Annotated in this window: 15 protein-coding genes; 1 reads left to right on the plus strand and 14 read right to left on the minus strand. The window is 39.6% G+C overall.

The genetic code is table 11. From position 1 onward, the window contains the following. Positions 1-13: 13 nt before the first annotated feature. The 3 genes from IGM04_RS07305 to IGM04_RS07315 all read right to left on the minus strand — a co-directional run bounded on the left by IGM04_RS07305 (position 14) and on the right by IGM04_RS07315 (position 5345). A complete protein-coding gene (locus tag IGM04_RS07305; protein WP_002365726.1) occupies positions 14-1192 on the minus strand; it encodes a pyridoxal phosphate-dependent aminotransferase in 1179 nt (392 codons plus the stop codon). A 161-nt stretch (positions 1193-1353) separates the two neighbouring features. Further along, a complete protein-coding gene (locus tag IGM04_RS07310) occupies positions 1354-4044 on the minus strand; it encodes an alpha-mannosidase (protein ID WP_086317913.1) in 2691 nt (896 codons plus the stop codon). Positions 4045-4055: 11 nt separating this feature from the next. Next, positions 4056-5345 carry a glycoside hydrolase family 125 protein gene (locus IGM04_RS07315; RefSeq protein ID WP_002357422.1) on the minus strand — a complete coding sequence of 430 codons (1290 nt, stop codon included), beginning with the start codon at positions 5343-5345 and terminating at the stop codon, positions 4056-4058. A gap of 156 nt (positions 5346-5501) precedes the next feature. Between IGM04_RS07315 and IGM04_RS07320 the strand changes: the two genes are divergently transcribed. After that, positions 5502-6548, plus strand: a complete 1047-nt coding sequence (locus IGM04_RS07320; protein ID WP_002374726.1) for a GntR family transcriptional regulator — start codon at positions 5502-5504, stop codon at positions 6546-6548. Between the two features lie 188 nt (positions 6549-6736). On the opposite strand, the gene IGM04_RS07325 is transcribed toward IGM04_RS07320, so the two are convergent. From IGM04_RS07325 to IGM04_RS07375, 11 genes are all read right to left on the minus strand, one after another. Then, on the minus strand, positions 6737-7666 hold the full coding sequence (locus IGM04_RS07325; protein WP_002361904.1) for a LysR family transcriptional regulator: 930 nt from the start codon (positions 7664-7666) through the stop codon (positions 6737-6739). Between the two features lie 18 nt (positions 7667-7684). Beyond that, entirely contained in the window at positions 7685-8398 is a 714-nt protein-coding gene (locus tag IGM04_RS07330) for a carbonic anhydrase (RefSeq protein WP_370684186.1), read from the minus strand. Positions 8399-8580: 182 nt separating this feature from the next. Continuing rightward, positions 8581-9213, minus strand: coding sequence for an orotate phosphoribosyltransferase (gene pyrE / locus IGM04_RS07335; RefSeq protein ID WP_002357418.1), 633 nt, complete (start codon positions 9211-9213; stop codon positions 8581-8583). A 1-nt stretch (position 9214) separates the two neighbouring features. After that, complete coding sequence (gene pyrF, locus IGM04_RS07340) at positions 9215-9928, minus strand: orotidine-5'-phosphate decarboxylase (RefSeq protein ID WP_086317915.1); 714 nt, start codon at positions 9926-9928, stop codon at positions 9215-9217. Then, positions 9918-10856 (minus strand): dihydroorotate dehydrogenase, encoded by a 939-nt coding sequence (locus tag IGM04_RS07345; RefSeq protein WP_002369312.1) that lies wholly within the window; start codon positions 10854-10856, stop codon positions 9918-9920. The genes pyrF and IGM04_RS07345 overlap by 11 nt, the downstream gene beginning before the upstream one ends. Further along, the gene (locus IGM04_RS07350) at positions 10853-11644 is read right to left on the minus strand and encodes a dihydroorotate dehydrogenase electron transfer subunit (RefSeq protein WP_002365731.1); all 792 of its coding nucleotides are present in this window, start codon (positions 11642-11644) and stop codon (positions 10853-10855) included. Before IGM04_RS07350 ends, IGM04_RS07345 begins: the two co-directional genes overlap by 4 nt. A 107-nt stretch (positions 11645-11751) precedes the next feature. Then, positions 11752-14934: a carbamoyl-phosphate synthase large subunit gene (carB, locus tag IGM04_RS07355; RefSeq protein WP_002379494.1), complete on the minus strand. Its 3183-nt coding sequence runs from the start codon at positions 14932-14934 to the stop codon at positions 11752-11754. Then, on the minus strand, positions 14934-16013 hold the full coding sequence (locus IGM04_RS07360) for a carbamoyl phosphate synthase small subunit (protein WP_002360175.1): 1080 nt from the start codon (positions 16011-16013) through the stop codon (positions 14934-14936). The genes carB and IGM04_RS07360 overlap by 1 nt, the downstream gene beginning before the upstream one ends. A 2-nt stretch (positions 16014-16015) precedes the next feature. Continuing rightward, positions 16016-17299: a dihydroorotase gene (locus IGM04_RS07365; RefSeq protein ID WP_002357412.1), complete on the minus strand. Its 1284-nt coding sequence runs from the start codon at positions 17297-17299 to the stop codon at positions 16016-16018. Positions 17300-17307: 8 nt separating this feature from the next. Next, positions 17308-18234, minus strand: coding sequence for an aspartate carbamoyltransferase catalytic subunit (locus tag IGM04_RS07370; protein ID WP_002357411.1), 927 nt, complete (start codon positions 18232-18234; stop codon positions 17308-17310). A gap of 13 nt (positions 18235-18247) precedes the next feature. Beyond that, positions 18248-19528: a solute carrier family 23 protein gene (locus tag IGM04_RS07375; RefSeq protein ID WP_002357410.1), complete on the minus strand. Its 1281-nt coding sequence runs from the start codon at positions 19526-19528 to the stop codon at positions 18248-18250.

The following is a 19528-nucleotide window of genomic DNA, read 5'->3' on the forward strand; positions in this document are numbered from 1 at the left end:
GAATCTATAAAGGCTAGTGCGTTACGCGTTGTGTCGCCATGTAATGTGCAATTCGTTCCATGGCCGTTGTTAATTTATCCATATCGGACGCATAACTAATTCGGACGTATCCTTCTGCTTCTGGGCCAAAAGAAATACCTGGAATCAACGCTACTGCTTCTTTTTGCGCTAAATCAATACAAAATTTCATAGAATCTTGTTCATAACCAGTAGGAATCTTAGCAAAAATATAAAAGGCCCCATTTGGACGCGCAACCTCAAACCCCAATTGAGTCATCTGTTCATAAACAAAATCGCGCCGTTTCCGATACTCTTCTTTCATAATTTCAGCATCATGCATTCCTTCGATTAAGGCACGAACAGCCGCTTTTTGAGACACTGTTGCAGCTGCAGTAACTAAATACTGATGGACTTTAATGATCTCCGCTGTTAAAATCGCTGGTGCAAAAATAAAGCCAATCCGCCAGCCTGTCATGGCATGTGATTTCGACAAACCGTTAATTAAAATCGTTTGGTCACGTAACATTTCAGCAATCGAAACATGACTCTCATCATAAGTTAACTCACTATAAATTTCATCACTAATCACAAAAATGTCGTATTTTTTTAGAACATCAGCAATTGCTTGCAGCTCTTGGCGGTTATAGGTGACACCAGTTGGGTTGCTAGGATAATTTAAAATAATTGCTTTGACTTGTTCCCCATGCTCGGCCATTGCCGCTTCAATCATTTCAGGGGTCAAGACAAAATCATTGTCTCGTGTATCCAAATATACCGGTTCCGCCCCCGCCAATGTAATAATTGGTTCATACCCTGGGTAAATAGGTGCTGGCAATAGCACTTTGTCACCTTGTTCTAAAATTGCTAATAACGAAGCTGAAATCGCTTCTGTTGCTCCAACTGTTACTAAAATTTCTGTCGCAGGCTGGTAAGTCAAATGGTACTTTTCTTTCATAAAATAAGCGGCTGCTTCACGAACATCTAACAAACCAGACATCCCTGTATAATGAGAAAAATTCGCATCAATTGCTTCTTTGGCTGCTTTTTTGACATGCTCAGGTGTGTTAAAATCCGGCTCTCCTAGCGTTAATTTTAAAATACCTTCAATTCCTGAGACTTGTTCGTCAAATTGACGAATTAAAGAAACAGCAATTTTATTTACTTGACGATTAAAACGATTGGTTAAATCCATTTAGCTTCACTCCTTCAGTTGACGTTATAGTAGCACAAATTGACCGTAAAATGAATGATTTTCTCATTGTTTCGCTAGATTTTTATTATAAATATCTCAAAAAAACGACAGAGAAGAAAATAGGAGAACTTTGTCCTTTTCAACAAAGTTCTCCTATTTATTTATTTTTCGAAACGCCATGTCCGAATTTCAAACGGACGTAATGGTGTATCAACTTCTATCGCTGGTGTCAACGGTTCTTCTAATACATTTGTTAAACAAGTCGCTGGTTGTGTCTCTTTGTGAAGTTCACAAGGAATATTTTGCGCTGTTAGATTAAAGCCACGAACGACTAAATGATTCGTTTGCTCTTGACGTTTAACGGCTGTCCAACCAATCGGTCCTTCTGCCGTTGTCAAATAAACATGGTTCGGTGCTAGTTTACCTTCATGACGCGCAGTAGTAGCTGCAGTAAAAGGAATTTGTGCACTATAGGCTTGTTGATACGTAGCAAAGCGTTCTTCTGGTTTTCCATGCAATGACAAACCATATTTAAAGGTATATTCTCCTTGGCATTGTGCTTCTGGTGTCGCAAAATAGCCCCAATCACCTAGTTCGCCAACACAACGAATTAATGTGACAGCAATGGTTCCATCTGCTAAGACTTCATACTCATTTAAGCCTTCATTGAAGATAGTCACGCCTTTGTTTTGGTCATGAACATTCACAAACGCTTGTTGGTGCTGCGGGTTTGTTGGATTTTCCCATGTGTCGCTTACTTGATTTGGTCGTGTCACGACTTCATAAATACTATCCGCTTCATGTGTTTCTGTGACCATGCCAGTTGGGAAAAGCACGCGTAAACGATGATCTTTGATTTGATTATTAATGGTTGTTTCAAAGAACAATTGGTTACTTTCTTTGATCATTGTAACCACTGTCGTTATTTCGAACGGGCGAAGCGTCGTTGAACGTTGTGCTTGGCGTTCTCTAAACTCACGAACAGCCTTTTGTTCTTCTTCTAATCGTTCATCTGCTGAAACTGGTAACATGACGGTTTGTTTAATTTGATAACTTGCTTTTACAGGGGAATTTTCTTTATTCGTAATTTCAGCCATTACATTTTCGGTTGTAATTCCTTGGTCTTCGGTCGGTTTGAAAAAGATATATTCATTCCCAATGTCGCCAGTATCTTCAAATGTTAACAATTTTGAAAATGTTTCTCCTGTTTTTTTGTCAGCAATGGTTAAGCTACCATTGTTTTCAATTTTCACTTGAATAAATTCGTTTTCCATTTCATTTGTTGCTGGTTGAGCCAAAAGACTTCCTTCAAAAGCTTTCGTTTCTCCTTGAATCAATGCAAAGCTATCCCAAGAGAATGGCGCCATTTCTTTGACAGATAATTCGACCGTTAAGTATTTGGCCATGTACGGTTGACGGAAAGCATCTTTAGGTAAATCGTAACCAAAACGAACATCTTCTTTGACAATACGGCTTGCAACGGCTTTTCCAGTTGGATCAATCACTTGATAATCTGGGGTGGCTTTTTGTTTTAATTCATGATAAAGATCTTCAGGTTTTCCTGTATAAAATGGCAATCGTTCAATCTCCACTTCCACAGTGACAACCTCCGTTTTCTGATAGCCACTAGTATTAAATAAAACAAACGGGTGCGCTTTTTCTGGGAAAACACTTGTATCAATTGCTTCTGTTAATTGTCGTGTTGCTTCATCTGCTAAGAAATGCCCGACATCATTGGCATTTTCAAAGCGAGTCATCATGCCTCGGTGAACCTCGTCGACAGAACAGCCACAAATACTATCGTGCGGATGGTTTTGAAGCAATGTTTTCCAAGCATAATCAAATTGGTCATGTGGGTAGTCGCCAGTTACTTCGTAAGCCATTGCTGCTAAAGGTTCTGCGATATTTTCTAATTGGCGTTGGACTTTTGTGTTCCACTGTTTTAAATAGACGCGAGCAGAAGAAGTATTGGCTAATGTGTACCAGCCATCCGTTTCTTGACTCGTTAATTCACCTGTTACTGTTCCTAAATCTTCTGGTAACTCCTCTTGAACAGCTTTCAAATAGTCATCGAAATTGGAATGAATAAATTCATATTCTGGGAATAGTTCATTGGCTAAAGCGATGGCCTTAGTAATATCTCTTTGTACCGGTTGGTGGTCGACCCCATTCATCATCAATAAATGGTTTGTGGAAGCGTAACGTTCCACATCAGCCAATTTTTGTTTCCAAAAAGCGATTGCCGCTTCTTTTTCTGAAGGAATTTCGTTCCCATTACTATACCAGTTAGCAAAAAGCAAGCCGAAAATTTTCGTTTGATCAGGACCTTCCCACCACATTTCAGAATATTGTGAGCTATAGTCGCTTTCTAAGACTTGGTTATCAAAGCCAATCGGTTTCACCCCGCGTCCAAAGGCAGCCGCAGGCAGATTTGCTAATTGCATCATTTGAGGCGTTTGACCCATATTCCCAAATGTATCCGGGAAGTAACCTAATTGAACTGGTGCTCCCCATTTTTGACTTTCTAAATGCCCAATCAGCATGTTTCGAACATTGGATTCAGAGCTAATTAAAAAGTCATCTTGTAAAATATAAAATGGTCCGATTTTTAGTTTGCCTGCTTGGACAGCTTTTTTTACGGCTTCTTTTTTCTCTGGGCGAACTTGTAAATAGTCGTCTAAGATAATCGTTTGTCCATCTAAATGGAAACTGTTAAACTCTGGATCATTTTCAATTAAATCTAATACATTATCCACTAATTCAATTAAGCGCATATGATGTTCTTCATAAGGAAGATACCATTCACGATCCCAATGACTATGGGAAACAATATAGACTTTTTTCTTTGTCATCACTTTTCCTCCTATTTTTCCACTCGGATGTCAAAATAATCCATAACTAATTCACAAAACATCATATTAGCCCATGAAAACCATTCTCTTGTATAATTTTCAGGATTATCTACGTCAAAACCTTCATGCATCAAATGAGTCCCCGCATCTGTGGCAACTAATAAATCTAAAATTCGTTCTTTTTCTGCTTTATCTTTGGTTGTCATTCCTTCCATTGCTAAAGCAATCGGCCACACGTAATTTTCTGGTGTATGCGAGCTACCAATCCCTTTCGCGTATTTGCCTTCATAGAAGTAAGGATTTTCTTTACTTAATAAGGTTTGACGCGTTGTTAAATATTGTTCATCCTCTGTTGAACAATAGCCAAGATATGGAGCTGCTACTAAATTGGGAACATTACTGTCATCCATCACGCTTGCATTGCCTAAGCCATCCACTTCATACGCGTAAATCGTTTCGTTATTTTGATTTTTTGTTCGTCCAAATGTTTGGATGCCTTCTTCAATCTCTTCTTGTAATTTTTTAGCAATCGCCACAATCGTAGCATCTTCTAAAACATCAGAGAAAATTTCTTGAATATAGCCTAAAATTACGACTGCAAACATATTAGAAGGAACTAAGTAACCATATTGGCAGGCATCATCACTAGGACGGAAGCCTGACCATGTCATCCCTGTTTTGCCAACTGGTGTTCCTTTCCCTGCTTCAACCAACGTATCTTCTTGACGCCACGTATCTCGTTCAAATAAATAAGGTGACTGTGCGTGATCTTGTTCTGTTGTGAAAACGTTGAGAATTTTTTTGACGCCTTCCACAAAATCTGAATTAAATTGTTCGGTCATCCCAGTATTTTTATAAAGTAAATAGGCTAATTGGACCGGGTAACATAATGAATCAATTTCATATTTCCGTTCCCAAATCCAGCCATTCATTTCTGTCTTATCAGTTTGATGGCCTGCATGATTATCTGTTTCATTAAACGCATTGGCATAAGGATCAATGCAAATATAACGAAACTGGCGTTTAACCAAACCAGCAATCATTTGAGCAAGGTCTTCGTCTTCTTTCGCAATCACTAAATAGGGACGAACTTGTGCTGTTGAGTCTCTCAACCACATTGCTGGAATATCGCCTGTTAATAAAAAGGTAGTACCATCTTCTTGACGTTTCACTGTTGTTAGTAAAGTATTGGCAAAGGCCGCCTGAAAGTTTTTTGCCCAATCTTGATGTGCTTCACCGCATTTTTCTGTAATTGTCTCCATAAATGTTGCTACGGATTTTGGAACTTCTGTATAAACCATTCTCGTCACCTCTTAAATTTGATATATCATTTCACATTTGAATTATAGCGTTTACATTTCACTTTGTCTAGTGATTTCGATCATTTTTTTCATTTTAAAACCAATTAATTTATGGTAAACTATAAATAAGATATATCTTATTGTGAGGTGAAATGAATGAAGCAACCATTATATCAACAAATTATTGATTATTTACAAAATGAAATTGATTCAGGGCGATTGCCTGTTGGAGCGCAAGTGCCTACCGAAAAAGAATTATCGGCTCAGTTTAACGTCAGTAGAATTACGTCCAAACGAGCGCTAACTGAGTTGGAAACGCAAGGCGTAATCCAACGTCACCAAGGAAAAGGAAGTTTTGTTCAAGCGCCAAAGCATCCTCTTCATACCTCTTTAAATAAAGTTCTTTTTTTATTGCCTTTTGCAGACGATTTATCAGTAGGAAATTTCTATAGCGGTTTGGCCCCTACTATTCAAGCAGCTGGTTTAGAAGTCTTTATGACCTCGCCTAATTTTTTGAGAGAGAAAAATGCTGCGGACATTGTGAATGAGTTTGCCGGGCTTGTCTATTATGCTGCTACTAGTAATGACTACCTCGACTTATTGTTTGAGTTGGCTTTGATGAATTTTCCAGTCGTTGTCTTGGATAAAAAGATCCATGATTTACCTTTTGCAACCATTCAATCAGACAACTTTGCTGGTGGTAAAACAGCAACCGAACGCTTAATTGGCTTAGGACATACAAAAATTGGATATATCCTTTCAGGAAGTCCAGCCCTACAATCCGTTCGGCAACGTTATTTAGGTTATCTCCAAGCTTTAAAAGAAGCCAATCTGGCGTTCCATACAGCAATCACAGAAACCAATCTCTTAGATGAACACAACTTTAAACAGTATTTTGAGGCGCACCAACTCACAGCCGTGGTCTGCGATAATGACTTCAGCGCGTTACATTGTTTACGAAACTGTAAAAACCTAGGTATTCATGTGCCAGAAGAATTATCGATTATTGGTTTTGACGATATTCAAGCAGCAGCATTTGTCGAACCGCCATTAACAACCATGGCGCAAGACTTTAAAGAAATGGGAAAACTAGCTGGTGAAGTGTTATTACAAACGATGCAACAAGACCTTCAAATCATAGAAGACATTCAAGTGCCTGTAACATTAATTGAAAGAGAAACCATTTCTACTGTTTCAAAATGAGCCAAAAAAGAAGAGCGTGGGACAAAAATCACTTTGGATTTTTGCTCCACGCTCAAAAACTGATAAACGGCGGGAACAGAAGCAACTCCTTCGGAAATAAGCCGAAATTCTCCAAAAATTAAAGAACAATTTTCGGAAATTCCTTCTTATTTCTCGGAGTTAAACACTTCTGTCCCGACCTCTTCTTTTTATTCCTTAGTGCTAAACGTTTTGGTATCTACCTCTTTTTTAAACAACGCTTTTAGTTCTTTGATAAAGTAGCGACCAATCGGACTGATTTCCCGATTTTTGGGAAAGAGTAAACAAATACGATTTTCCAAGGCTGGCGCCAATGGTACTAACCGAATTTCTTTCTTCGTAAAACCCGTTACGACACCTGAACCAGAAGCATAAGCATTGGTTTCTACCAACAAATTCATTAAAGTTCCACGATCCGTAGTATGAATGACCGATTCCTGTTCAGGAATTTCAACTAAATCTTCAGAAAAATAGGAAAAATTGCTTCCTTCTTGATTAAAGCGAACTTGTGGATAGGGAACTAATTCCTCTAAATGAATTTCTTTTTGCTTGGCTAAAGGATGATGATTTCCTAAAAAAATGTGTGTATTAAAAGTACTAATTACCTCGTAGGCTAGATTAGCTTGTTCTAAATACCGTTCAATACTGACACTATTTTGTTCATTTAAATAAATAATCCCCAACTCACTGTGAAATCCTTTGACGTCTTCAATTACTTTTAAGGTTGTGGTTTCAAAGACACGAAAATCTTTATATTGATCCCCATACTTTTTAAGAACTTTGGCAATTACCTCACCTAAAAAATCGTAATGTTGCGAAGAGATGGAGAATCGTTCGCTGGTCACTGTCTCGCGATAGCGATTTTCCAATAACTCCATTTGAACTAAGACTTTCTCTGCTTGTTCTAAAAAAACCATTCCTTCTTCTGTTAAAAAAGCGCCCTTATTGGTACGTAAAAAGAGGGAAATCCCTAGTTCTTCTTCTAATTCTCGAATACTATTTGACAAGCTAGGTTGTGTAATAAATAGTTTTTTGGCTGCTTCCCGAAAACTCCCATTGTTAGCTATGGCAGCAACATACTTCATTTGTTGAATATTCAACCCTTTTTCCTCCACACACTAATCATTTGAAAAATAAATCTTACGCCCATTCAACGGCTGAAGGGGCCGATTGTTAAAGGCCAACATACCTTCCTTGATCTTATTTAAAAAGGCTTGATCCATTTTTTGAATGGTATCAAATACAAACCATTTCACTGGACCCTTAGTTGGCGGTGTTGTTAACGAGCCTACATAATGGTAGTGTAGACGCTCCTCTGGTAAAAAGATTGACGGATTAAACCATTGTTGGTGCGTGCCGTTTTCCCAGTCCATCGGATGATTCGCTTCTGAAAAACGATTTTCTTCCTCAGTGATGGTAAACAGGCAACCAACAACTAAATTTTCGCCAGCATCATTCATATGAACCAAATGGAATTCTAGCGGATACTGCTTTCCCGACAGCAAATGTTCGCTAGGCATATGAAAATGGATATCGGTTAAATGATACGCAACATTTTCAAACATTACGTAACTTTCCGTATTTGGTGGTACAAAATGAAACGTATTTTTGAATTCCTTTTCAGTGAATTCTTCTTTTTTATAATAAAACGTAATCTGAGAATTTACTGTCTCAGCACTTTCTTTTTCTAAAGCAATTGGCGATTGATAAGCAAACTTAGCACCTTCTGCAAACCAGTCACATAGCGTATGCCAATGTTCTGGTCCATCGTTGCCTGTATAGCTCCATTCAACGTCCATATTTTTTATTTTTTTCATACACTCTTCCTTCATTTCCACATAGTAATCAGGTAAAACTCATGTTAAAACTCTATCCTAACATCTTTTCTACGTCAAACAAAAGAACTTAGATCATTACGCTCCTCGGCAAATGACCTAAGTTCTCCTACCGTTAAATCTGGTTACTGAAAATGACACTAAAAATCAGACGACAAGAACTATCTTTAGTTCAACGGTTATTTGCCCCAGTTTTCAGGATCTTTTTTCCATTCTTGTAATAAGGTAACATCTTTTTCTTCGATATAATTTGCTTCTAATGCAGCATCAATTAAAGTTGAATAATTGGTTAACGTTAGTAACGTCATCTGTTTATCTGCAAAATTTGCCGTTCCTTTGGGTAACTCATAAGTGAAGATTGCCGCAACGCCTAAAACCGTTGCTCCTTCACGTTCCGCCGCTTCTGCCGCTTCTAACACGCTACCGCCGGTTGAAATTAAATCTTCGATAACTACCATTTTTTGTCCTTCAGAAATTCGGCCTTCAATTTGATTCCCTTTGCCGTGATCTTTGGCTTTACTGCGGATATAAACCATTGGTAATCCTAAAATATCGGCTACCCATGCTGCATGTGGAATCCCTGCGGTAGCCGTCCCAGCAATCACTTCGACTTCTGGGAAAGTTTCTTTAATTTTTGCCGCTAAGCCTTCTGCAATTTCTTTACGCACAGCAGGATAACTCATCGTGATACGGTTATCACAATAAATCGGGCTTTTTATGCCACTAGCCCAGGTAAACGGCTCATTAGGGTTTAAAAATACCGCTTCAATATCTAATAAATCTTTGGCAATCTTTTTTGCTACTTTTGTCATGTTACTTTCCGCTCCAGTCTTTTTTGATTTCTTGATAGGCTTCATAAGGATTTTCTGCTTGGGTAATAGGTCGGCCAACAACGATATATGTGGACCCGATTTCTCGAGCATGTTGCGGCGTAACGACCCGTTGTTGGTCACCTACTGCACTTCCTGCTGGACGAATACCAGGTGTTAAGCAAATAAACGTCTGCTTGGTTGCTTCTTGAATACCACGTGCTTCTAATGCTGAACAAACCACGCCATCCAGCCCCGCTTTTTCCGCACATTTAGCATAATGAATGACACTTGTCTCTAAAGGAACGTTGATTAATTGATCATGGTGCATCTCTTCTTCACTAGTAGAAGTCAACTGGGTTACAGCAATTAACTCAGGAACCTTAGCGCCTGGCTGAGTCCCTTTGATTAGACCTTCCTTAGCTGCTTGCATCATTCGAACGCCCCCTGCTGCATGGACATTGGTAATGGCAACGCCTAATTTTGCTAAATTTGTCATCGCTTTTTCCACAGTATTCGGAATATCATGTAATTTTAAATCCAAGAAAACATCATGTCCTTGTTCTTTAAGCCAGTGAACAATCGCTGGTCCTTCTGCGTAAAAAAGTTCCATCCCCACTTTAACAAACAAGGCTTCTTCCTTAGGAAATTTTTCTAAAAAAACAGCCACTTCTTTTTGCGTGGGAAAATCTAACGCAATAATTGGTCTATCGTGCATTTTGCTGCCCCTCTCTCACTTCTTTAATTAATTGTTCCAACGATTCAATGCCTAGCTCTTCCATTCGCTTAGGTAATCCGTCAATCAACTTCGGACAAATGTATGGATCTGTAAAGTTGGCCGTACCAACACCGACAGCGCTAGCACCTGCCATGAACATTTCCAAGACATCATCCACTGTTTGAACACCGCCCATTCCAATAATTGGCAACTGAGAAACACTGGCGACTTGTCGGATTAAGCGAATAGCAACAGGTTTAATGGCTGGTCCAGATAGTCCACCAGTTTGATTGGCTAAAATAGGTTTTCTCGTTTTTAAATCAATGCGCATCCCGAGCAATGTATTAATCATAGAAAAACCGTCTGCGCCCCCTGCTTCAATTGCTTGGGCGATCGGCACAATGTCCGTTACGTTTGGTGATAGTTTAACATAAATCGGAACAGATGCGACTTTTTTGACTGCTTGTGTTAATTGAAAAGCAACCTCTGGATCTGTACCAAAAGCTATGCCACCATGTTTCACATTAGGACAGGAAATATTCAATTCAATTGCTTTGACGTTAGGCGCTTGCCCAATTTTTGCGCAAACAGCCACATAGTCCTCTTCGCAAGCACCTGCAACATTTGCGATAATTGGTAAGTTAGGGTATTTTTCTAATTTCGGTAATTTTTCTTGCATAACCACTTCTAAACCTGGATTCTGCAATCCAATGGCATTTAGCATACCACTGGGTGTTTCAGCTACACGTGGTGTGGGATTTCCATATCGTGCTTGGGGCGTTGTCGCCTTAATCATAATTGAACCTAATTGATCAAGGTCATAATAGTTAGCATATTCTTCCCCGAACCCAAAGCAACCACTGGCGGGAATAATTGGATTTTTTAATGTTAAACCTGGAATTGAAACGGCTAAAGGATTTTTCATCATAAGATAACCTCACTTGCTTTAAAAATCGGACCTTCATCACAGACCTTGACACTTTTTGCTCCAGTAGTGTCTCCTTTTTTATGGCAAACGCAGGCATAGCAAGCCCCAATTCCACAGGCCATCCGTTCTTCTAAAGAAAGGTAAACGTGTGGATGTGTTGGAAATAAAGAATCAATTGCTTTTAACATACCATTCGCACCACAAGCATACACTGCATCAGGGATCCGTCCTTTTGCTAACGCTTCTGACAATAAACGGCCCACGTTGCCATGAGCGCCAAACGAGCCGTCATCTGTGGCAAAATGTGTTTCTCCTAATGCCATAAATTCTTGTTGGTAATAAGCAACCTCTTTTGATGCATAACCAAGAAAATGAATCACTTTCACGCCTTTTTCATTGAGTTGTTTTGATAATTCATACAATGGGGGAATCCCGATTCCTCCGCCAACGATAAAAGCAGTTTGACCAGCTGCTACGGTAGTTATATCAAAGCCGTTTCCTAAAGGACCTAAAATATCTAATTGTTCACCAGCCTTCATGGTGGCAAACACTTCCGTTCCAGCGCCTTCGACTCGATAAATCAAACGACAGGTTTCGTTCGAATGATCAATTTGGTTGATGCTAATCGGTCGCCGCAAAAGTAAATCTGCACGCGGAACCTTGATATGCACAAACTGTCCAGGTCGTGTCATCTCTTTCACTAACTCGCCTTGTAAGTCTAACTGATAAATCCGTGGCGCTAACTGTTTTTGAGCTACAATGGTCATCATTTCTTGCTTTCTCTGCATCAGTATCCTTCACTCCTTTATTCTCTGATTCCCCTATAAATGATTTTCTATTTCTTCGTAAAAGAATCTGGAACAGTCCTCCTCAGACGATTGTTCCAGATTTTTGCTTAAATGGCTTCTGTCGTAAAGGCTCTTGATTCTAAAACTTTTAAAATCGCATTTGCTGTGTCAAGTGAGGTAAACAATGGAATCCCATGTTCGACTGCTTCCCGACGGATTGAAAACCCATCTTGGTTGGCACTGGAACGATTTTTATCCATGGTATTGATTACCACTTGTGCATTCCCATTACGAATGACATCCAGCACGGTTTCCCCTTCAGGATTAGAAATTTTCGTCACTTTCTTAACAGGCAACTGATGCTTCGCTAAAAAGTCAGCGGTTCCTTCCGTTGCGACTAAACTATAGCCAATTGCTGAAAAACGCTTAGCAATTTCTAACGCCTCTTCTTTTGTTTCATCAGCAATGGTGAAAAGTACAGCCCCATAACTTGGCAAATGCAAGCCAGATGCTTCAAAGGCTTTATACAAGGCTTTTTCTAAATAATAATCACTACCCATAACTTCCCCAGTTGATTTCATTTCAGGCCCTAAGTACGTATCTACTTTTTGTAGTTTCGTAAAGGAGAATACAGGGGCTTTCACATGAACTTGTTTACTTTCAGGATATAATCCATCTTGATATCCTAGGTCAGTCAGTTTCTCACCAAGAATCGCTTTTGTAGCAACTTGGGCCATCGGAATCCCTGTGATTTTACTTAAGAAAGGAACTGTTCGACTCGCACGAGGATTCACTTCAATCACATAAACACGATTTTCATGAATAACAAATTGAATATTCATCATGCCTACACAGTTTAAACCAAGTGCCAGTTTTTTTGTATAATCGGCAATCGTTGCTTGAATTTCTTGAGAAAGATACTGCGGTGGATAAACCGCCATTGAATCACCAGAATGAACGCCAGCTCGTTCAATATGTTCCATAATCCCTGGAATTAGTACTGTTTCACCATCACAAATGGCATCAACTTCACATTCCTGTCCCAATAAATAGCTATCAACCAAGACAGGATGTTCTGGAGAAGCTTTGACTGCGTGTCGCATATAATCTTCCAAATCCTTTTGATTTTCGACAATTTCCATTGCACGACCACCTAAAACATAACTTGGACGCACTAAAACGGGATAGCCGATACGATCAGCAATCACGACTGCTTCTTCTGCACTTGTGGCTGTATCTCCTGGTGGTTGAGGAATCGCTAACTCTTGCAAAGCTTGTTCAAATAAATCACGATTTTCCGCACGATCTAAATCTTCAATCGTTGTTCCAAGAATTTTAACGCCTTGTTTTGTGAGCGGCTCAGCTAAATTAATCGCTGTTTGTCCACCAAATTGGACGATCACGCCAATCGGATTTTCTAAATCAATCACATTCATGACGTCTTCTAAAGTTAATGGCTCAAAGTATAATTTATCAGAAACAGAGAAATCTGTTGAAACTGTTTCAGGATTACTATTCATAATAATTGCTTCATAACCAGCCGCTTGGATCGCTTTGACAGAATGAACGGTTGCATAATCAAACTCGACCCCTTGACCAATGCGAATGGGGCCAGAACCTAATACTAGTACAGAAGGCTTTTTCGAAACATTGCTTTCGTTTTCCACTTCATACGTGCTATAAAAATAAGGCGTGTGTGATTCAAACTCTGCAGCACACGTATCCACCATTTTATAGACGGGCACAATTTGATTGGCTCTGCGGAAGTCAGCGATGGCTTGTTCTGTTTGTCCCCAAAGTGCTGCGATTTTCCGATCAGAAAAACCATTTTGTTTGGCTTCTTTCAAAACAGCTACGTTGTCCACGTGACTTTCAAGGGCTGTTTCAATTTCGATAATGTGTAAAAGTTTATCCAAGAAGAATAAATCAATTTTCGTTAAACTTTGTAATTCTTCGATGCTATATCCTCTGCGAATGGCTTCTGATAAGTAGAACAATCGATCATCTTGCGCATGGACCATTTTCTTCGTTAATTCTAAATCACTGACATGACTTAGTTCTTCTAACTCGTTGTGATAAGCACCAATTTCTAAAGAACGAACTGCTTTTAATAAGGATTCTTCAATATTGCGGCCAATTGCCATGACTTCCCCGGTTGCTTTCATTTGCGTTCCTAGTTCTCGAGCACCTTTTTCAAATTTGTCAAAAGGCCAACGAGGAATTTTGGAAACAACATAGTCCAAAGCCGGTTCAAATTCGGCATAAGTGGTTCCAGTAACTGGATTTTTCATTTCATCTAATGTTAAACCAACAGCAATTTTTGCGGCTAACTTCGCAATGGGATACCCTGTGGCTTTACTAGCAAGTGCAGATGAGCGAGAAACACGAGGATTCACTTCAATCACATAATAATTAAAGCTATGCGGGTCCAAAGCTAATTGAACATTACAGCCACCTTCAATTTTTAATGCACGAATAATTTTCAAGGACGCATCTCGCAACATTTGGTATTCATAATCTGATAAGGTTTGACTCGGAGCAAAAACAATCGAATCCCCAGTGTGAATGCCGACAGGATCAAAGTTTTCCATGTTACAAACCACAATCGCATTATCAGCCGAATCACGCATCACTTCATATTCAATTTCTTTAAAACCAGCAATACTTTTTTCAATTAAACATTGTGTAACTGGTGATAATTTCAGACCGTTTTCGGCAATCTGACGGAGTTCTTCTTCCGTATCACACATGCCGCCGCCTGTTCCACCTAAGGTAAATGCGGGACGAACGATAATTGGATAGCCAATTCGTTTGGCAAAAGCCACGGCTTGTTCCACCGTATTGACAATTTCACTTTCTGGAATCGGTTGTTCTAATTCTTCCATCAATTGTTTAAATAAATCACGGTCTTCCGCTTGGTCAATCGCACTGAGCTTTGTTCCTAGCAATTCTACATTTAGCTCATCTAAAATTCCTGATTCCGATAATTCCATCGCCATATTTAATCCAGTTTGACCACCTAATGTTGGTAGAAGAGCATCAGGACGTTCTTTTCGCAAAATTCTTGAAACAAATTCTAAAGTAATCGGTTCGATATAAACATGATCCGCGATTTCCTTATCGGTCATGATAGTCGCTGGATTTGAGTTTACTAAGACAACTTCATACCCTTCTTCTTTTAGCGCTAAACAGGCTTGTGTGCCTGCATAGTCAAATTCTGCTGCTTGTCCAATAATGATTGGTCCTGAACCAATCACCATGATTTTCTTGATGTCCGTTCGTTTTGGCATTAGTTTTGCTCCTTCCATGCATCCATTAATTCCATAAATTCGTCAAATAAATGAAGACCATCGTGCGGTCCTGGAGCCGCATCTGGGTGATATTGCACAGTAAAAGCAGGATAATCTCGATGACGCACGCCTTCAACCGTTCCATCATTGACTTCCACGTGGGTCACAAGTAATTTTTCTGGATCAATTGTTGCTTCATCCACGGCATATCCGTGATTTTGTGAAGTGAAATCAATGCGTCCTGTTGCAATTTCTCGTACAGGATGATTCAAACCGCGATGTCCAAACTTCATCTTATACGTATCCGCACCATTTGCTAATGAAAATAACTGATGACCTAAGCAGATGCCGAAAATTGGAACTTTTCCTTGGATTGCTTGAATCATTTCAATAGCTTCAGGCACATCTTTGGGATCTCCAGGCCCATTTGTCAACATGACACCATCGGGACTTAATTCTAAAATCTCTTCGGCCGTTGTATTATAAGGCAACACAGTTAAGTTGCATTGCCGTTTTGATAATTCTCGCAAAATACTATGTTTCAACCCGAAATCAACGACGACTACATTACGCCCAATACCTGGACTCGGATAAGGCTTAGTGGTGGAGACTTGTGCCACTTGATTTTTCGGCATGACTGTCGCTTTTAATTGATCAAACGCATGCGGCAAATCATCCACGGCATCAATGATGCTCCCTTTCATTGTTCCAGCTGATCGTAACTTACGAGTCAGCGCACGCGTATCAATTCCTGAAATTCCCGGAATCCCTTTGCGCTTTAAAAATTCATCCAAGGTCATTTGTTGACGCCAATTTGAAGCAACCCGCGCATGCTCTTTAACAATGACACCTTTACAGGTTGGTGCAATGGATTCATAATCATCTCGGTTGACCCCGTAATTTCCAACTAATGGATACGTAAAAGTAATCATTTGTCCATTAAAACTTTGGTCAGTAATTGCTTCTTGGTAACCTGTCATGCCAGTAGTAAAAACAACTTCTCCTACTACATTGCCTTCTGCACCAAACGCTTTTCCTTCAAATACTGTTCCGTCTTCTAAAATCAATAACCTTTTCAAACCTACTGCGCCTCCTCCGACCAAGCTAATGCTCCGTCAACAAATGTCATAAGTGTCTTTCCTTTGACTGTCCACCCTGTAAATGGTGTATTGACAGCCATTGATTCAAATGCTTCTGCATCAATTGGTGCAGCTGTTGCTAAGTCAAAAACTGCAATATCTGCTGGTGCACCAATTGTTAGTGTTCCTGCGTTTAATCCAAAAATTTCTGCCGGTTTCACTGCCATCCAATCAATCACTTGTTCTAATGTGAAAATGCCTGTTTCGACAAAGTTCGTATAAATCAATTGGAAGGCCGTTTCACTACCGACAATACCAAAAGGTGCGTTTAAAAATGATTGTTGTTTTTCTTCTAAACCATGGGGCGCATGGTCGGTAGCAATACAGTCAATCGTGCCATCTAACAAGCCATCAATCAATGCTTGTCGATCTGCTAAACCACGTAATGGCGGGTTCATTTTCCAAAACCCTTCGTCACCAGGAATATCCTCATCGACTAAAATTAAATGGTGTGGCGAAACTTCGGCTGTTACGTGAATCCCTGCTTTTTTAGCATCTCGAATAACGCGCACGCTTTCTTCTGTTGAAACATGACAAACATGATAATGAACGCCTGTTTCTTTTGCTAAAGTAATATCCCGAGCAATTTGTGAAGCTTCCGTTGCACTTAAAATCCCTGGTAGGCCTAATTTCTTAGAAACTTCTCCTTCATGCATCACACCACCAAATAATAAAGATTCATCTTCCGTGTGCGCAACAAGCGCCATATTTAATGCAGCCGCTTCTTTCATGGCTAAGTACATCGTTCCTGCCGTCTGGACACCAACACCATCATTCGTAAATGCAAAGGCGCCCGCTTCTTTTAAGGCCTTCTGATTGGTTAAAACTTCACTCCGTAGCTCTTCTGTAATGGGGGCATATTGTAAAACTTTCACGACTGCATCTTTTTGAATTAAGTCGTAAACCTCACTTAATTTTTCAGCCGTATCTGGTACTGGATTCAAATTGGGCATTGCGCAAACCGTAGTAAAACCACCGCGAGCAGCAGCTTTACTACCCGTTTTAATCGTTTCTTTATACGTAAAGCCTGGTTCTCTAAAGTGAACATGCACATCCACCAAGCCTGGCGTGATTAGTTGCCCGTTCGCATCAAACACTTGCTCAAAATCTGCTTCGTCAAACGATTCCCCGATTGCGTGAATCACACCATTTTCTAGCCAAAGTGCTGCCTCAATCAATTGATTCTCTTTTTTGATGATTTTTCCATTCTTAATTAACGTCTTCATTTCTCCACCTAGGCCTTTCCATGTAAAATTGCTTCCAAAATTGCCATGCGCATAAAGACTCCGTTACTCATTTGCGCGACGATTCTTGATTGCAGACTTTCCACTAATTCATCTGCCAGTTCAACATCCCGATTGACTGGCGCTGGATGCATAATAATTGCGTGTTTCTGTAAACGAGTTGCCCGTTCGTTGGTTAAACCATATTCCAAATGATAGCCTTCTTTTGAAAAACTTTCCTTACCATCATGACGTTCGTGCTGCACGCGAAGTAACATCATCACATCGACTTTTTCAACAATTTCATCTAGCGGCACATATTGTCCATAGACATCAAACTGATGATCGTACCACTCTTCTGGACCTGAAAAATAAATTTCAGCGCCTAAACGGTTTAATAACTGCATATTTGATTTAGCAACGCGAGAATGTGTAATATCTCCCACAATCGCCACTTTCAAGCCTTCAAATCCACCAAATTCTTCATAAATGGTCATCAGATCCAATAAACATTGTGTAGGGTGTTGTCCACTCCCGTCCCCACCGTTAATAATAGAACATTGAATCGTTTTACTTTGAATCAATTCATCGTAATAATTTTCTTTACCATGACGAATGACTGCTACATCTACACCAATTGCCGACATCGTTAGTACTGTGTCGTATAACGTTTCTCCTTTTTGAACAGAACTTCTACTTGCTTCAAACTCAATCACTTCTAAGCCTAATTTTTTCTCAGCTACCTCAAAACTTTTATGTGTTCGAGTACTATTTTCAAAAAACAAGTTTGTTGCAAAATATTGACGTTCTTCTGGGTGCCATTTTGCCCCCTGTTTAAATTCTCCTGCGCGACGGATTAACCCCATGACTTCACGGTCGGTTAAGGCCTCAGCAGTTAAAAGATGTTTTAAACTAATTCGTTCAGATGTAATAATCATTCGTCCAGTCCTCCTACTGTTCTTCGCTACGTGCGTTTTCCGGTAAAATTAAATTCAAAACAATTCCTAAGACGGTTGCTAATGCCATTGAAGACAATTCAAAGGTTCCTACTTTGAAGACTAAGCCACCAATGCCGATGACTAAAATTACTGAAGCAATCAATAAATTCTTTTTCTTATCAAAATTAATCTTATTATCGATTAAGATTTTCAAACCACTTGCGGCAATCACACCGAACAAGACGAAACTAATTCCTGAAATAACTGGTCCTGGGATACTTAGAATCAAGGCACTTAATTTTCCAACAAATCCTAAAGCTACAGCGAACACCGCGGCTCCACCAATCACGAAGACACTGTGTACTCTTGTAATTGCCAGCACGCCGATATTTTCACCATAACTTGTAACTGGTGGTCCACCAACAAAACCTGCTACAATTTGCGCTAAGCCATCTCCCATTAAAGTTTTAGATAAGCCTGGGTCTTGGAAAAAGTTGCGCTTGGTTAATTTATTCAAGACCATTAAATGACCAATATGTTCTGTCATTGTTACAAAAGCAATTGGTGCCATTGTTGTAATGGCATTTAAATACAATTTCGGTTCATATTGAACAAAAGGTACTTCAAAATTCGGTAAAGCAAACCAAGCAGCTTCTTTAATAGGGGTTAAGTCAATAATTCCGAAAGCTAAAGCGACTAGGTACCCACTAACAATTCCCAAAAGAATTGGAATTAATCCCAGGAAGCCTTTGAAAAACATGTTGTAAAAAATGGTTAAGCCTAAAGTAATTAAGGCTACGGCAATATATTTAAAATCATAAACGTTGTTGTTATACATTGCGTTATTTGCGGCGTTAGCAGCCAAGCCTAAACCGATAACCATCACGACAGGTCCTACAACGATAGGCGGTAAAATTTTATCCAACCAGTCGGAACCAATTTTTTTAATGATTAATGAAACGATTAGGTATACCAAGCCGGTTGTCATAGCACCTTGGGCAATGGCTGGATAACCATCACTCTTCATTAACATCTGCATCGCTGCAATAAAAGCAAAGCTACTGCCAAGATAGGCGGGGATTTTTCCTTTTGTAGTAATCAGATAGACCATTGTTCCTAATCCTGAACTGACTAACGCAATCCCTGGGTCAATTCCCACTAAGATTGGTACTAAAACCGTTGCACCAAACATCGTAAATAAATGTTGTAAACTTAGGCCAACCCAGTGAAAAGCTTGCGGTCTGTCTTTAATATCTAAGACTGCATCCTCATTTCGAAATTCTTTTTCTGACAA

Source organism: Enterococcus sp. DIV2385, from assembly GCF_051711925.1.
GTDB lineage: Bacteria > Bacillota > Bacilli > Lactobacillales > Enterococcaceae > Enterococcus > Enterococcus faecalis.

Bases quoted from the DNA above. Each gene is read 5' to 3' on its own strand.
- pyrE (WP_002357418.1), bottom strand. From the start codon at position 9,213: ATGACAAAAGTAGCAAAAAAGATTGCCAAAGATTTATTAGATATTGAA.
- IGM04_RS07350 (WP_002365731.1), bottom strand. From the start codon at position 11,644: ATGCAGAGAAAGCAAGAAATGATGACCATTGTAGCTCAAAAACAGTTA.
- IGM04_RS07305 (WP_002365726.1), bottom strand. From the start codon at position 1,192: ATGGATTTAACCAATCGTTTTAATCGTCAAGTAAATAAAATTGCTGTT.
- carB (WP_002379494.1), bottom strand. From the start codon at position 14,934: ATGCCAAAACGAACGGACATCAAGAAAATCATGGTGATTGGTTCAGGA.
- pyrF (WP_086317915.1), bottom strand. From the start codon at position 9,928: ATGCACGATAGACCAATTATTGCGTTAGATTTTCCCACGCAAAAAGAA.
- IGM04_RS07345 (WP_002369312.1), bottom strand. From the start codon at position 10,856: ATGATGAAAAATCCTTTAGCCGTTTCAATTCCAGGTTTAACATTAAAA.
- IGM04_RS07310 (WP_086317913.1), bottom strand. From the start codon at position 4,044: ATGACAAAGAAAAAAGTCTATATTGTTTCCCATAGTCATTGGGATCGT.
- IGM04_RS07365 (WP_002357412.1), bottom strand. From the start codon at position 17,299: ATGAAGACGTTAATTAAGAATGGAAAAATCATCAAAAAAGAGAATCAA.
- IGM04_RS07315 (WP_002357422.1), bottom strand. From the start codon at position 5,345: ATGGTTTATACAGAAGTTCCAAAATCCGTAGCAACATTTATGGAGACA.
- IGM04_RS07370 (WP_002357411.1), bottom strand. From the start codon at position 18,234: ATGATTATTACATCTGAACGAATTAGTTTAAAACATCTTTTAACTGCT.
- IGM04_RS07320 (WP_002374726.1), top strand. From the start codon at position 5,502: ATGAAGCAACCATTATATCAACAAATTATTGATTATTTACAAAATGAA.
- IGM04_RS07330 (WP_370684186.1), bottom strand. From the start codon at position 8,398: ATGAAGGAAGAGTGTATGAAAAAAATAAAAAATATGGACGTTGAATGG.